The following is a 14,118-nucleotide window of genomic DNA, read 5'->3' as shown; positions in this document are numbered from 1 at the left end:
AACACGGCTCGGCTGCTCCTTAGCCTGCCGCGCTGATCTTGGCCGAACGGCCGGGACCAGCGCGGCGACCCCTCATGCCCTCCGGGCTGAGGGGTCGAGTTGTTTCTGGAGTGGCTTGACGTGGATGAGCACGGAGGATTTCGGCGATGAACCAGGCGAGCGAAGGCGCCGACTCGGCCCCTCAGCACCGCTATACCGCGGAGCTGGCGGGCCAGATCGAGCAGCGTTGGCAGGACTACTGGTCCGACCACGGCACCTACCACGCCCCGAACCCGGTCGGCCCGCTCGCGGACGAGAGCGGAGAGGTCCCGTCGGACAAGCTGTTCGTCCAGGACATGTTCCCGTACCCCTCGGGCGCGGGCCTGCACGTCGGGCATCCGCTGGGCTTCATCGCGACCGACGTCTTCGCGCGGTACCACCGCATGATCGGCCGGAACGTGCTGCACACGATGGGCTTCGACGCCTTCGGTCTGCCCGCGGAGCAGTACGCGGTCCAGACGGGCCAGCACCCGCGCAAGACGACCGAAGAGAACATGCAGACCTACCTGCGCCAGATCCGGCGGCTGGGGCTGGGGCATGACGAGCGTCGCCGGATCTCGACGATCGACCCGGACTACTACAAGTGGACGCAGTGGATCTTCCTGCAGATCTTCAACTCCTGGTACGACGAGAAGGCGGGTAAGGCCCGCCCGATCGTCGACCTGGAGACCGAGTACGCGCAGGACAAGCGTCGCACGCCGGACGGCCGCAACTGGTGCGAGCTGACCCGCGCCGAGCAGCTGGAGATCATCGACACGCACCGGCTGGTCTACATCTCCGAGGCGCCGGTGAACTGGTGCCCGGGGCTGGGCACGGTGCTGTCCAACGAAGAGGTCACCGCCGACGGCCGCAGCGAACGCGGCAATTTCCCGGTGTTCCGGCGCAGTCTGCGGCAGTGGATGATGCGCATCACCGCCTACGCCGACCGCCTGGTCGACGACCTGGACCTGCTGGACTGGCCGGAAAAGGTCAAGTCCATGCAGCGCAACTGGATCGGCCGCTCGCACGGCGCGCGCGTGTCGTTCGCTTCCGGTGAGCGGAAGATCGAGGTCTTCACCACCCGCCCGGACACCCTGTTCGGCGCCACGTACCTGGTGGTCGCGCCCGAGCATCCGCTGGTCGACGAGCTGACCGCCGCCACGTGGCCGGAAGGCGTCGACGCCCGCTGGACCGGCGAGGCCGCCACCCCGGCCGAAGCCATCGCCGCCTACCGAACGGCCGCGTCGCGGAAGTCCGAATTGGACCGTCAGGAGAACAAGGAGAAGACCGGCGTCTTCACCGGCTCCTACGCGGTGAATCCGGCCGACGGCAAGGAAATCCCGATCTTCGTCGCCGACTACGTCCTGATGGGCTACGGCACCGGCGCGATCATGGCGGTGCCCGGTCAGGACACCCGAGACTGGGAATTCGCCGAGAAGTTCGGTCTGGAGATCATCCGTACGGTCCAGCCGACGGAAGGCTTCGACGGCAAGGCGTTCACCGGCGACGGACCCGCGATCAATTCGGGGTTCCTGGACGGCATGGGCGTCGACGAGGCCAAGAAGACGATGATCGGCTGGCTGGAGGAGCACGGCCACGGCCGGGGCACCGTCCAGTACAAGCTGCGCGACTGGCTGTTCTCGCGCCAGCGCTACTGGGGCGAGCCGTTCCCGGTGGTCTACGACGAGGACGGTCAGGTCCACGCGCTGCCCGACAGCATGCTGCCGGTCGAACTGCCCGAGGTCGCCGACTATTCGCCGGTGACCTTCGATCCGGAGGACAAGGACAGCACGCCGTCCTCGCCGCTGGCGCGCGCCACCGACTGGGTCGAGGTCGAACTGGACCTGGGCGACGGCAAGAAGACCTACCGCCGCGACATCAACACCATGCCGAACTGGGCGGGTTCCTGCTGGTACCAGCTGCGGTACCTGGACCCGACCAACCCGGATGTGTTCGTCGCGCCGGAGAACGAGGAGTACTGGGTCGGTCCGCGGCCCGCCGAGCACGGCGTCGACGACCCGGGCGGCACGGACCTGTACGTCGGCGGTGTGGAGCATGCGGTGCTGCACCTGCTGTACTCGCGGTTCTGGCACAAGGTGCTGTTCGACCTGGGCCACGTCTCGTCCAAGGAGCCGTACCGGAAGCTGTTCAACCAGGGTTACGTCCAGGCTTACGCCTACACCGACTCCCGCGGCGTCTACGTCCAGGCCGACCAGGTCGAGGAACGCGACGGCAAGTTCTTCTTCGGGGACGAAGAGGTCAAGCAGGAATACGGCAAGATGGGCAAGAGCCTGAAGAATGTCGTCACGCCTGACCAGATGTCCGCCGACTACGGTGCCGACACCTTCCGCTTCTACGAGATGTCGATGGGCCCGCTGGACGTTTCGCGGCCGTGGGCGACCAAGGATGTCGTCGGAGCGCACCGATTCCTGCAGCGGCTGTGGCGACTGGTCGTCAACGAGGACACCGGCGAGCTGCGAGTGTCCACTGTGGACGCCACGGACGCCGATCGCAAGCAGCTGCACAAGGCGATCGCCGGTGTCCGTGAGGACTACGCGGAACTGCGGTTCAACACGGCGGGCGCGAAGCTGATCGAGCTGAACAACTACGTCACCAAGACGTACGGTTCGGCCGAGGCGACGCCGCGTGAACTGGTGGAGCCGCTGGTGCTGATGCTGGCGCCGCTGGCCCCGCATCTGACCGAGGAGCTGTGGAAGCGCCTGGGCCACGCGGATTCGCTGGTGCACGGCCCGTTCCCGGTCGTCGACGAGAAGTACCTGGTCGAGGACACCGTGGAGTACCCGATCCAGGTCAACGGCAAGGTGCGCTCGCGGATCACCGTGGCGGCCGACGCGGACAAGAACGCCGTGCAGGCGGCCGCACTGGCCGACGAGAAGATCGCCGCACTGGTCGGCGACGGCACGCCGCGCAAGGTGATCGTCGTTCCGGGACGGCTGGTCAACATCGTCCTGTAGCGCCGTGGCTGAAAGACGCCAGCGTCGAGGGTCATGAGGCGATTCGATGGAGTTGTTCAAGGACAACGAAATCGAACGGAGAACACCCCATGACCCTCGACGGCAAGGTGGCTTTGGTGACCGGCGGCAGCCGCGGGATCGGTGCCGCCACCGCGATCCGGCTCGCCGAGGACGGCGCCGACATCGCACTCACCTATCAGAACAACGCCGAACTCGCGGCGGGCGTCGTCGACGAGATCAAGGCACTCGGCCGTCGCGCGCTGGCGATCCAGGCCGACAGCGCGGACGCCGCGGCGGTGGCGGCCGCGGTCGAGACGACGGTCGCCGAGTTCGGCAGGCTCGACGTACTGGTCAACAACGCGGGCGTCGGTTTCGTCGGCCCGCTCGACCAGACGAGCCTGGAGGACATCGACCGCGTGCTGGCGGTCAACGTGCGCGGTGTCTACGTGACCACGCAGGCCGCAGCCCGGCACCTCGGCGACGGCGGGCGCGTGATCACCATCGGCAGCTGCGTTTCGGACCGCGTGCCGGGGCCGGGGATGTCGCTGTACGCGGTCAGCAAGACCGCGCTGCTCGGCCTGACCAAGGGCCTGGCCAGGGAACTCGGCCCGCGCGGGATCACCGTGAACCTCGTCCACCCCGGCCCGACCGACACCGACATGAACCCGGCCGACGGCCCGTACGCCGCCGACCAGCGGAGCCTGACGGTGTTCGACCGCTACGGCTCGCCGTCGGAGGTCGCCGCCACCGTGTCGTTCCTGGCCCGCCCGGAAAGCAAGTACGTGACCGCGACGACCGTTTCGGTCGACGGCGGGCACGCGGCCTAGTCGATCGACAGGCCGATCTCACGCGCGAGATCGGCCAGCATCGCGTCGAAGAGGACGTCCGGTTTCGAGAACGGGATCGGATAATTGCCGAAGACCTCGAGCGTGACGTGCCCGTAGAGCCGGGCCCAGAACTGGATCATCAGGTACGTCACGCCGAGGTCGAGCTTCTCCAGCGGGAACGTCGCACCGGATTCCTCCAGCACGGCCAGCAATTCCGCCCGGAACGACGTGAGGTCGTCGCGGAGCTCGACGGGAACCACGTCGTTCGACGGCGTCACCAGATCGTGCATCGCGAGGACCCGCCCCGCCGCGGCGAGGAAGATCTTCCCGAACGGCTCGTCCAGCCTGTTCCCCGCGTCTCCCGCCGGCGACGCGAAGACCAGCGTGAACTCTTTGGTGTGCGTCAGCGCCCACCGCCGAAATCCCTTGCAGATGGCGAAAAGCTGCAGCGCGCCCTCGTCCGGCAGCTGCGCGATGTCCTCGGCGAGCTCGGCCGCGAGATCCGCGACGACGTCCGCCCGCAGATGCTCGACCAGATCGTCGCGTGAGCCGTAGTAGCGGTACAACGCCGGTGCCGTGATGCCGAGCTCGCGCGCGATCGCCCGCAGCGTCACGGCCTCCGGACCCTGCTCGACCAGGAGCGCCCGCGCCGTCCGGCGGATGTCCTGATCGGTCGCAGCCCGTTCGCGGCCCCTGCGGCCGGTGTTGCTCATCGGGGCATTCTAGGTGGTCAGCGCATCGATACCGGGGATCAACCCAGAAGGCGAGCCTGGAGCCTGGTGAGCGGCCGGAGCGCCAGGAAAATCGGCACGGCCATCCCGAGCGCGACGAAGAAGTGCACGATCCACGCCCCTGCCAGCGTCGGCCCGCCCCAAGTGCCCTCCGGGTCGCTTCCCGTCCAGAAGAGACCGTAGGTCGCAATACGCCCAATGAGATAGAAGAGCAGCAAAGCGAGAAGGAACGCGAGCACGCTCGGCCCGAAAGCGGCCACGAATCGCGGCCGCGCCCCGTCCGTCTGCCCGAGCCAGCGCCGCGCGAGCCTGCGCTGGGCCTGCGCGCCACCGAGATAAGCCGGAAGTGCGAGAAGCGCGTAGATCGCGCGTTTCCAGTCCTGAATCGTCATACCCAGCACGCTATGGATCGCTGACCTGCGCGAACACCGGGCTGCCCACCACGTCCGGTAGGGAAAACCGGGGCCTGCTGTGGTGATCCACACGACCGGGGTGCGGATGCGCGGGAAACGTTCCCCGATGTCAGACGGATATGCCACACTCGGTCGCCGAATGGCTACGACGTGAACAGGGGAGGTTCGCGTGTCGAACCCTGAGCAGCTCTTCACTGATTTCGAGGCCAAGCTGGCCGACGCACAGCGGAAAGCGAATCAGATGCGCACCGAGATCGAAAGCGTCTCGGTGTCCGAACGCAGCAAGGACGGCCAGATCTCGGTCAAGGTCAACCACGCGGGGAACCTGGTGGGCCTGGAGATCGGCCCTTCGGTGCGGGACAACCCCGCGCTCGCGCAGGAGATTCTCCGCGTCGTCCAAAGCGCCCAGAGCAAACTGGCCGCTGCCGTGCAGACCGGCGTCCCGTCCATTGCGGGCACCGAGACGATGAACGAGCTGGTCAACCAGCTGCACAACGAATACCCGGAGCCCGAGCCGACAGGCTTCGTCGAGGGCGGCCACCGGGAGCCGGACGAGGACGACCGCTTCGTCGCCGAGGAAGAACTCGACGCCCCACCTCCCCCGCCTGCTCCTAAGCCGCCCGCGCCTCCTGCCTCGCCTCGCGCCGCGCGCAGGCAGCAGACGGACCATGAGGACGACTACTTCACTGGCGGCGACTTCCTGCGCTGAGTGGGTACTTGAGGGAGGGAAATCATGGGACAGCCACAAGGCAGCGAAGATTTCAAGGTCGACCCCGCGGAGCTCGCAGCCCATCGCAACACGATCGACTATCTGGGACAACGAGTCGCGATGACCGGATCTGCCGCAGACGCGGCAATGGGCGACGAAGCATTCGGCCTCGTCGGAATCCCGCTCGCCGCGATTTGCGCCGCCGTCCAGAGCTTGGCGCGGAGTGCGATCGAGTCTGCTGTCGAAGCTTCGGCCGACCATGCCGATCGTGTGCATACCTGGCAACAGAGGAAGCAAATGCAGGAGGACGAGTTCAAGAGCCTCTTCAAGGTGGAGGACTGACCGATGGCAGAAACACCCGTCGCGGCTCCTGGCCCCAATCCGCTGATCAAGACAGACGCCGCGCAGGACGAAAGCTCACTCGAAGGCGCGGGAATCCTCCAAGACTTCTGGGACACCGGAGCCAAGATCGCGAGTGGCGACTGGGCGGAAGGGTTGGCGAATCTCGCCAACGGGGCGATGGGTCTTGCCGACTTCGTCGCCGATCCCATCGGGACTCTGGCGGCGTCCGCGTTCGGTTGGATCATCGAGCACGTCCCGTTTCTCCGTGAGCCACTTGATTGGCTCGTCGGTGATCAGGTCGCCTTGGACAACATGATCGGGACCTGGGAGAACATCGGCAAAGAACTCGAGTCGGTCAGCGAAGACTTGGGCAAGGCCGTCGACCGCGAGAGCGCGAATTGGACCGGTGAAGCCGCGGACGCCTATCGAGCCTTCGCCAAAAACCGGGCCGACTTGTACGCTGGTATCGCCTCGGGTGCAAATTCCATCGGGACACTGGTCAGCGTCTGCAAGATGATCCTCGCGGTCGTGCGAACCATTGTCCGTGACTTGATCTCCGAGTGTCTTGGTAAGCTCATAAGCATCGCGATGCGTTACCCCGGACCGGCGATGCCCGCCGGTATCGCCGCCGAAGGGACACCGAAGGCGATCGGCTACGCGAACAAATGCGTCGGCTGGATCAAGAAGCTGACCAAGGCGTTCGACAAGGCGAAGGGCCTCTTTAAGCGCCTCACGGATGGTTTCGACAAGATCAAGAATGCTCTGACTCCGAAGGCACTGAAAAAGTTCACCGGTGGCGGGAAGAAAGCAGTCGACGCCGCCGAGGAGAGCAAGACCTTCGCTGCCAAGGTCGCTAAGGCGCGCGCTGACCTTCCGGAGTCTCGCAAGCATATCTTCGCGCTCGAAGGCACCGCAAAGAAAAATGGTCTTGGCGAGAACCTGTCTCAGATGAAAGATAACGTCGTCGACAGAATCAAAGAAGAATACGGAGACGACTTCCGGGAAAACCTGACAAAGGAGAAGCGGAAGTTTTACGGGAAGATGGCCGATGGGGTTATCGGTGGCTCGGACGAAGAGCCTCCGAGTCAGAAAGTCCAGCCTCCCGCAGGATTCGTTGGGCCCTACAGTGCCGGCGGCGCTACGCAGAGTGCCCCGGAGCCCGTTTACGAGAAGTCGGCCGCGGAGGGCGATGAGCCCCCGATTTTTGATCAGCCTGGCGTAAACCGTATTTCCGGCTCGTTGTGATCCTCGGAAACCGGAAGGAACGGCAAGTGACTGACGATCGGTTGGTGATCTCACGCACGCCGGAGGTCTTCGGTCATCTGGTGCTGGTCGTTCTCTTCGGCACGCTGACCGTTGTCATGGCGTTCGCGGTGTTCAGCGACTATCAATTGGCGGTACGCATAGTCGGCGGTGTTCTCTGTGCCGTCTTCGTCTACTGCGGCAGCATCGAGTTCCGCAACTACCGGACGCCACCACCCGCTGATGAGCTGGTCATCGAAGCGAAGGGCATCACCCGGATCGCCAATGGACTGGTCAGCTGGACCGCTCCGTGGAGTGACATCGAGAAGGCGTTCCTGAGTCTCAAGTTCCGCGAGTACACCCATCGCAGGCCAAAGAACGATCAGTTCACACTCGTTCTGCGGCCTGGCCCGGATTTCGACGCTCGTTCGACAGGCCTCATCCGCGAGCCGGATGGTGACCTCCAGATCTCGGACGTCGACCTCAGCCCGCGTGAGGCCGAGGAGTTGCTCCCCGTGCTCGTTCGCCATGTCGAGATCGAGATCGAGAACGACAACACCGCAGTGGTCGCAAGACCCGATGAACCGATCGTCGACGTGGCGCGAGGCGAGGAACCGGTCGTCGAGGACGACGTGGTGAAGATCCACGTCAATGGCTGGGACAAGCGGAAACTGAAGGTGTTCAATCTCTGCTCGTTGATGATCGAGGTGTGCTGTCTCGTGGTCGCAGCGGCCACCGATGTCACTGTCGTGCGGGTTGGCGCGTTCGTGATTCTCTTCGCTCTCTTCGTGGTGACGTTGGTGGTCGATGGGTTCGAGAGCGAGACCCACAAGAAGGAGCGGAAGGCGGTACTCGAGCTCGGACGACGCGGGTTTTTCCTGCGAACCTATGGCTCTGTCGTAGGTGTGTGGTGGCACGAGATCGATGCGGTGCGGTGGGGTATCGACGACCAGCGCAGATATTTGGAGTTTCTTCCCGCCTCGGAGGCGTTCCGGATCCGACATCCACACCTGGTGAGCCTGACCAGACGCGATCGATACGACGAAGAGTCCGACGTCCTCGCTGGCGGTTGGTACCGGTTGGCGGAGCCGTTCACCGCCAACGCGCGTCGTGAGTTCGAGCTTGCCATGCGGACGGCACGAGAAGTGGAATTCCGGGAGACGGCGACGCCGGGCTGATCCGGGCAGGTCTCAGCGGGGCGCCGCCGGCGCCGATCACTCGGGGGGCTACGTGATCGACGCCGGCGACCCGATGCCCTGATCTCGGCTCGCGCCGGGATCGGGGCAACGTCACCGCGTGAACGCGGCAACGCACCTGAAGAGCGGGGGTGATCGCCGAAGTGACGTCCGGGGGAAGGTTATCCCCCGAAAGAGTGACGGCGTTCCGCTGCTCGCCTGATTGTCGCACCAGGCACCGGGAAAGTTACAAAGTTCTTCACATCTTCGCCGACGGTGGGGACATCGCCGGACAACAGCTGGTCATGGGATGGTTTCCTCCATGACTTCTCAGGTACTGGTCATCGGTTCCGCCAACGCCGATCTTGTCGTGCCGGTCGACCGGCGACCTGCAGGTGGCGAAACCGTACTCGGTGGCGACACGATCTTGTCGCCGGGTGGCAAAGGGGCCAACACCGCGGTCGCCGCGGCTCGGCTCGGGGCCGACGTCGCGCTGCTCGGGGCGGTCGGCGACGACCCGTACGGCGAACTGCTCAAGCGGTCGCTGGCCGAGTCCGGGGTGAACACGGGGCCGTTGCGCACCAGTGAGCGTCCGACAGGCATCGCGTACATCACCGTGACGCCCGACGGTGAGAACTCGATTCTCGTCTCGCCGGGCGCCAATTCCGGTTTGCGGCCTGAGGACATCGATCTCGATGGCGCCGAGATCGTGGTGTTGTCGCTCGAGATTCCACTCGAGACCGTCGAGCACGCGGTCGCGAAGGCGGCCGAGGCCGGGGTTCGGACGCTGCTGAACCTGTCGCCGGCGGCCGAGCTTTCCGCGAAGACGCTGCAGAATCTCGACGTGCTGCTGGTCAACGAGCACGAGGCCGCATTCCTTCTCGGTGGCGAAGCGGATTTCCCCAAGCTTCTCGATCTCGGGCCGAAGGCCGCCGTCGTGACGCTCGGTGCGAAGGGGGCGGTGGTGGTGACCGCGGACGGCGTGGTCGAGGTCGCTTCGCCGAAGGTCGACGCCGTGGACACGACGGGTGCGGGGGACGCCTTCGCGGGTGCGCTCGCCACGTCGCTCGCGAAGGGTGAGGAGCTGGCCGAAGCGGCGGGTAGGGCGGTGAAGGTCGCCGCGATCACTGTGACGCGGCAAGGTGCTCAGCCCTCCTATCCGAAGGCGTCCGAACTGGAATGATGTCTTCTTCTGTGTTGTGCTGTTGGCTATGAGCCAGGTCACGCCGCCTATGAGATATGGTCTAGACCATGCCGTCTGAGTCACTGACCGGGGTCGCCGTCAGTCCCGGCCGCGCGAGCGGTCCTGTCGTCCGCGTCGCCGAACCGCTCGGGGAACCCGCGAGCACACCGGCGCCCGCCGATCCCGCAGCCGAGGCCGCCCGGATCGAACCGGCCGCCCAGATCGTGGCGGCCCGGCTCGAGAAGCTGGCCGAGACCGCGACCGGCGAAGCCGCGACGATCCTCATCACCACCGCGGCCATGGCGGCGGACCCGGCTCTGGTCTCCTCGGCGGAGGCACTGGTCAAGACCCAGAACCTGCCCGCCCCGCGTGCCGTGCACGAGGCGGCGGAGAAGTTCGCCGAAGCGCTCGCGGCCGCAGGCGGCTACATGGCCGAGCGGGCCCGTGACGTGCGCGATGTGCGTGACAGGCTCGTCGCCGAACTGCTCGGCATCGCGCCTCCTGGCGTTCCTGAGCTGGCTTCGCCGAGTGTGCTCGTCGCGCGCGACCTCGCTCCCGCCGACACCGCCGGCCTCGATCCGGACAAGGTGCTCGCGCTCGTCACCGAAGAGGGCGGCCCCACCAGTCACACCGCCATCCTCGCCCGCGCGCTCGGCATTCCGGCCGTCGTCGCGGTGCGCGGGATCCTCGCGCTCGACGCGCAAGCGCTTGCGGTGGACGGCGACACCGGTGTGGTCGGACTCGCGGACCCGAACGCCGCCGTCGTCACGGCCGTCAAGGCCGTCGCGATCGACTGGGACGGCACCGGCGCGACCGCCGACGGCCACCGGGTGAAGGTGCTCGGCAACGTCGGTTCCGCCACCGATGCCCAGGCCGCGGCCGAAGCGGGGGCTGAAGGCGTCGGCCTCTTCCGCACCGAGTTCTGCTACCTCGACGCCTCCGCCGAGCCGAGCGTCGAAGAGCAGCGCAAGGCTTACACCGCCGTGCTCTCGCCGTTCCGCGGCAAGCCGGTCATCGTCCGCACCCTCGACGCCGGTGCCGACAAACCCCTCGCCTTCCTGGAGCCCGAAGCCGAGCCCAACCCGGCGCTCGGCGTACGCGGCCTTCGCGTCGCGTTCGACCGGCCCGAGATCCTCGACCGCCAGCTCGAAGCCATCGCGGGTGCCGCACAGGACTCCGGCGCCGAGGTTTCGGTGATGGCCCCGATGGTCGCCACCGCCGCCGAGGCCGCCTGGTTCGCCGAGCGCGTCCGTGCCGCCGGTATCGCCCGCGCGGGGGTGATGATCGAGATCCCGGCCGCCGCGTTGACCGCCCGCGAGATCCTCGACGCGGTCGACTTCGTCTCCGTCGGCACCAACGACCTCGCGCAGTACACCTTCGCCGCCGATCGCCAGCTCGGCGCGGTCGCCAAGCTCAACGACCCGTGGCAGCCCGGCCTGCTGCGCCTGCTCAAGGTCATCGGCCAGGCCGCCAAGGACACCGGCAAGCCCGCCGGAGTCTGCGGTGAGGCCGCCGCCGACCCGCGGCTCGCGCTGGTACTGGCCGGACTCGGCCTGACCAGCCTGTCGATGAACGCGCCCGCCGTACGCGCGGTCGGCGCGAGCCTGGCCGCGACGACACTGGCCGAATGCGAGGCGCTCGCCGAGGCCGTCCTGGCCACGGCGGATCCGGTCGAGGCTCGGGCGGCCGCGGCCGGGAAGCGATAGCAAAGGTCCCTTGCTCCCGCCGTGCTGAACTCGGTCGGCCAGGCCGCGGGCATGTTCGCGGTCACCAACGTCGACGACCTCGTGCTGCTCGCGCTCTTCTTCGGTCGCGCGGCCGGACGTGGGGGCGCGGCGAGGGTGGTCGCCGGGCAATATCTCGGGTTCGCCGGGATTCTCGCCGTTTCCCTCGTCGGGGCGCTCGGTGCCGGTCTGCTGCCGGACGCCGTCCTGCCCTGGCTCGGGGTGGTGCCGCTGCTGCTCGGTCTCCGGGCGGCGTGGCGCGTCTGGCGTGAGCGCGGCACGGACGACGAGGAGCCCGAGGTCGGTCCCGGTGTCCTCGCCGTGGCGGGGGTGACCTTCGCCAACGGCGGCGACAACATCGGCGTCTACGTTCCCGTGTTCGCCAACACCGGTACCGGCGAGCTGATCGTGTACGCCGCCGTGTTCCTCGCACTCGTGGCGGTCTGGTGCGCGGCGGGCCGGTATTTCGCCACCCGCCCGGTGATCGCCCGCGGCCTGGCGCGCTGGGGTCATCTCCTGCTGCCGGTGGTCCTCGTCGGCATCGGCCTGCTGATTCTCTTCGAGGTCTGAAAAAGATCCCGGAGGCATGTCGAAATCCGGTCCACGGGTTCGACGCAGTGGTGAAGACAGCCGCTGCGACGAAAGGACTCCGACCATGACGACCACCATGACCCCGACGCGGGCAGGACGCCGGGAGTGGGTCGGGCTGGCCGTGCTGGCCCTGCCCACCTTTCTGGTCTCCCTCGACGTCTTCGTGCTGATCCTCGCGCTCCCGAAGCTCAGCCACAGTCTCGGCGCCGACAGCACCCAGCAGCTGTGGATCATGGACGTCTACGGCTTCATGATCGCCGGCTTCATGGTCACCATGGGGACCCTCGGCGACCGCATCGGCCGCCGGAAACTGCTGTTGATCGGCGCCACGGCGTTCGGGCTGGCGTCCGTCCTGGCCGCGTTCTCGACCAGCGCGCTGATGCTCATCGGTGCCCGCGCGGTCCTCGGTATCGCCGGGGCGACGCTGGCGCCCTCGACCCTCGCCCTGATCAGCAACCTGTTCCTCGACAGCCGCCAGCGTTCGCTCGCCATCGGGATCTGGGCGGGCTGCTTCACCGTCGGCGCGATCGTCGGCCCGATGGTCGGCGGCGTGCTGCTCGAGCACTTCTGGTGGGGTTCGGTGTTCCTGCTCGGCGTCCCCGCGATGGTCCTGCTGCTCGTCGTCGGACCCAAGCTCCTGCCCGAGTACCGCAACGAGAACGCGGGCCGCATCGACCTGACGAGTGTCGTGCTTTCGCTGGTCACGATCCTGCCCGCGGTCTACGGCATCAAGGAACTCGCCCGTGAAGGTGTGCACGTGGTCCCGGTGGCCTCGCTCTTGATCGGCCTCGGCTTCGGCGTGGTCTTCGTACGCCGTCAGCGGACGCTCGCCGACCCGCTGATCGACCTGAAGCTCTTCCACAGCCGCGCGTTCACGACGGCGCTGGGCGGGATGTGCGCGTTCACCATGCTCGGTGGCACGACGATGCTGTTCGTCGCGCAGTTCTTCCAGATCGTCCTGGAGCTTTCACCGGTCGGCGCCGCGCTGGCGTTGCTGCCGGGCATGCTCGCCTCGACCGTCAGCTTCCTGACCGCGCCGATCCTCGCTCGCCACTTCCGTCCCGCGTCCCTGATCGCCGGCGGGCTGGCAGGCGCGATCGCCGGATTCCTGCTGCTGACGCAGGTCGAGGCGGGTGCCGGTCCGGTGATCCCGTCGATCGCCTTCGCCATCACTTGCCTGTGCGGCGGCCCGCTGATCACTCTGGGCACGGATCTGGTGGTCGGTTCCGTGCCGCCGGAGAAGGCCGGTTCGGCGGCCTCGTTGTCGCAGACCGGCAACGAGTTCGGCTACGCGCTGGGCATCGCGACCGTCGGGACGCTGGGCAACGCCGTCACCCAGGCCCAGCTCGCCGACGCCGTCCCCGCGCACGACGCCTTCGCCAGCGGGATGCACGCGGTGTCCGGGCTGGCCGCGCTGGTGCTGGCCGCGATCGCGTATTTCGTGCTCAGGCACCTCCGGCACGTGCGGCCGGTCGGGGCTTAACCGAAGAAGCCACGCCGCGGGTACTTGATGATCAGCGCTCCCCCGTGCACGCGCCCGGTGATGACGAACCGGGGCGTGCCGGGGCGGCCGTTCGAGCTGGTCCGGTCGTCGAGGCTGCCGAACTTGATGTCGGTGATCGAATTGGTGTCGACGGCACCGTTTTCGGGGATGGTGATCTCCACCGAACCCCATTTGACCTGCAATTCGATGTACACCACCGGGAACCTGATCTCCGCCTGGGAGAAGTCCAGTTTCGTGGCGCCGTACTTGTTCCGGATCACCATCGACTCCGGGACCAGCCAGTTCCCGTTGCGCTGCAACGCCGAGTACTTGCCGTTGAGTTCCATGGCCTGCCCGGACGGCGACCCGTAGGCGTACTGCCGCTGCGGCGGCGCCCACGGGTTCTGCTGCTGACGCGGCACCATTCCCGCTTCGGGATGCACCAGGCCGGGCAGATCCGTGAGCACCGCGTTCAGCTCACCGCGGGTTTTGGACGCGAGGGCGCGGTCGGTCCGCTCGGTGAACTCGTCGAGGTTCATCATCCCGAGGCCGATCGCCTTCTGCAGCACTTCGACGACGTGTTCGCGTTCCGCGTCCGAAACCCGGATGTCCCGTCCGCTCAACGGCTTGGTCTCGGTCGTCGACTGCTCTTCCTCGCCCATGCCTGGAATGGTAGAACCGGATCTCACCCGCGAGATCGGGGAA

The 14,118-nt window shown here is 67.0% G+C and carries 13 protein-coding genes; 10 read left to right on the top strand and 3 right to left on the bottom strand.

Going from position 1 to position 14,118, the window contains the following annotated elements:
- Positions 1-146 precede the first annotated feature (146 nt).
- On the top strand, positions 147-2,993 hold the full coding sequence (gene leuS / locus ACZ5ZX_RS01970) for a leucine--tRNA ligase (RefSeq protein ID WP_465500214.1): 2,847 nt from the start codon (positions 147-149) through the stop codon (positions 2,991-2,993).
- 89 nt (positions 2,994-3,082) lie between these two features.
- A complete protein-coding gene (locus ACZ5ZX_RS01965; RefSeq protein ID WP_465500213.1) occupies positions 3,083-3,820 on the top strand; it encodes an SDR family oxidoreductase in 738 nt (245 codons plus the stop codon).
- On the opposite strand, the gene ACZ5ZX_RS01960 is transcribed toward ACZ5ZX_RS01965, so the two are convergent.
- Positions 3,817-4,533 (bottom strand): TetR/AcrR family transcriptional regulator, encoded by a 717-nt coding sequence (locus tag ACZ5ZX_RS01960; RefSeq protein ID WP_465500212.1) that lies wholly within the window; start codon positions 4,531-4,533, stop codon positions 3,817-3,819. The genes ACZ5ZX_RS01965 and ACZ5ZX_RS01960 overlap by 4 nt on opposite strands.
- A 38-nt stretch (positions 4,534-4,571) precedes the next feature.
- Positions 4,572-4,943 carry a hypothetical protein gene (locus ACZ5ZX_RS01955; RefSeq protein ID WP_465500211.1) on the bottom strand — a complete coding sequence of 124 codons (372 nt, stop codon included), beginning with the start codon at positions 4,941-4,943 and terminating at the stop codon, positions 4,572-4,574.
- Between the two features lie 190 nt (positions 4,944-5,133).
- On the opposite strand from ACZ5ZX_RS01955, the gene ACZ5ZX_RS01950 reads away from it, so the two are divergent.
- From ACZ5ZX_RS01950 to ACZ5ZX_RS01915, 8 genes are all read left to right on the top strand, one after another.
- On the top strand, positions 5,134-5,673 hold the full coding sequence (locus ACZ5ZX_RS01950; protein WP_465500210.1) for a YbaB/EbfC family nucleoid-associated protein: 540 nt from the start codon (positions 5,134-5,136) through the stop codon (positions 5,671-5,673).
- Positions 5,674-5,697: 24 nt separating this feature from the next.
- Positions 5,698-6,015 (top strand): hypothetical protein, encoded by a 318-nt coding sequence (locus ACZ5ZX_RS01945; protein WP_465500209.1) that lies wholly within the window; start codon positions 5,698-5,700, stop codon positions 6,013-6,015.
- 3 nt (positions 6,016-6,018) lie between these two features.
- The gene (locus tag ACZ5ZX_RS01940; protein WP_465500208.1) at positions 6,019-7,260 is read left to right on the top strand and encodes a WXG100 family type VII secretion target; all 1,242 of its coding nucleotides are present in this window, start codon (positions 6,019-6,021) and stop codon (positions 7,258-7,260) included.
- Positions 7,261-7,286: 26 nt separating this feature from the next.
- A complete protein-coding gene (locus tag ACZ5ZX_RS01935) occupies positions 7,287-8,435 on the top strand; it encodes a hypothetical protein (RefSeq protein WP_465500207.1) in 1,149 nt (382 codons plus the stop codon).
- Between the two features lie 319 nt (positions 8,436-8,754).
- Positions 8,755-9,615, top strand: a complete 861-nt coding sequence (locus ACZ5ZX_RS01930) for a ribokinase (protein ID WP_465500206.1) — start codon at positions 8,755-8,757, stop codon at positions 9,613-9,615.
- Between the two features lie 68 nt (positions 9,616-9,683).
- Complete coding sequence (ptsP, locus tag ACZ5ZX_RS01925) at positions 9,684-11,321, top strand: phosphoenolpyruvate--protein phosphotransferase (protein WP_465500205.1); 1,638 nt, start codon at positions 9,684-9,686, stop codon at positions 11,319-11,321.
- A 51-nt stretch (positions 11,322-11,372) separates the two neighbouring features.
- Positions 11,373-11,909 carry a cadmium resistance transporter gene (locus ACZ5ZX_RS01920; protein WP_465501007.1) on the top strand — a complete coding sequence of 179 codons (537 nt, stop codon included), beginning with the start codon at positions 11,373-11,375 and terminating at the stop codon, positions 11,907-11,909.
- Positions 11,910-11,994: 85 nt separating this feature from the next.
- Entirely contained in the window at positions 11,995-13,413 is a 1,419-nt protein-coding gene (locus ACZ5ZX_RS01915; RefSeq protein ID WP_465500204.1) for an MFS transporter, read from the top strand.
- Here ACZ5ZX_RS01915 and ACZ5ZX_RS01910 read toward each other — a convergent pair.
- Positions 13,410-14,075, bottom strand: coding sequence for a DUF1707 SHOCT-like domain-containing protein (locus ACZ5ZX_RS01910; RefSeq protein WP_465500203.1), 666 nt, complete (start codon positions 14,073-14,075; stop codon positions 13,410-13,412). The genes ACZ5ZX_RS01915 and ACZ5ZX_RS01910 overlap by 4 nt on opposite strands.
- Positions 14,076-14,118: the final 43 nt, after the last annotated feature.

The organism is Amycolatopsis sp. NPDC033938 (genome assembly GCF_055575975.1).
The sequence above is the reverse complement of the archived record's forward strand: the minus strand, read 5'-3'. Positions and strand labels throughout refer to the sequence as shown.

Excerpts from the sequence above, each read along its gene's own strand:
- leuS (WP_465500214.1), top strand. The coding sequence starts at position 147 with ATGAACCAGGCGAGCGAAGGCGCCGACTCGGCCCCTCAGCACCGCTAT.
- ACZ5ZX_RS01965 (WP_465500213.1), top strand. The coding sequence starts at position 3,083 with ATGACCCTCGACGGCAAGGTGGCTTTGGTGACCGGCGGCAGCCGCGGG.
- ACZ5ZX_RS01960 (WP_465500212.1), bottom strand. The coding sequence starts at position 4,533 with ATGAGCAACACCGGCCGCAGGGGCCGCGAACGGGCTGCGACCGATCAG.
- ACZ5ZX_RS01955 (WP_465500211.1), bottom strand. The coding sequence starts at position 4,943 with ATGACGATTCAGGACTGGAAACGCGCGATCTACGCGCTTCTCGCACTT.
- ACZ5ZX_RS01945 (WP_465500209.1), top strand. The coding sequence starts at position 5,698 with ATGGGACAGCCACAAGGCAGCGAAGATTTCAAGGTCGACCCCGCGGAG.
- ACZ5ZX_RS01940 (WP_465500208.1), top strand. The coding sequence starts at position 6,019 with ATGGCAGAAACACCCGTCGCGGCTCCTGGCCCCAATCCGCTGATCAAG.
- ACZ5ZX_RS01930 (WP_465500206.1), top strand. The coding sequence starts at position 8,755 with ATGACTTCTCAGGTACTGGTCATCGGTTCCGCCAACGCCGATCTTGTC.
- ptsP (WP_465500205.1), top strand. The coding sequence starts at position 9,684 with ATGCCGTCTGAGTCACTGACCGGGGTCGCCGTCAGTCCCGGCCGCGCG.
- ACZ5ZX_RS01920 (WP_465501007.1), top strand. The coding sequence starts at position 11,373 with ATGTTCGCGGTCACCAACGTCGACGACCTCGTGCTGCTCGCGCTCTTC.
- ACZ5ZX_RS01915 (WP_465500204.1), top strand. The coding sequence starts at position 11,995 with ATGACGACCACCATGACCCCGACGCGGGCAGGACGCCGGGAGTGGGTC.
- ACZ5ZX_RS01910 (WP_465500203.1), bottom strand. The coding sequence starts at position 14,075 with ATGGGCGAGGAAGAGCAGTCGACGACCGAGACCAAGCCGTTGAGCGGA.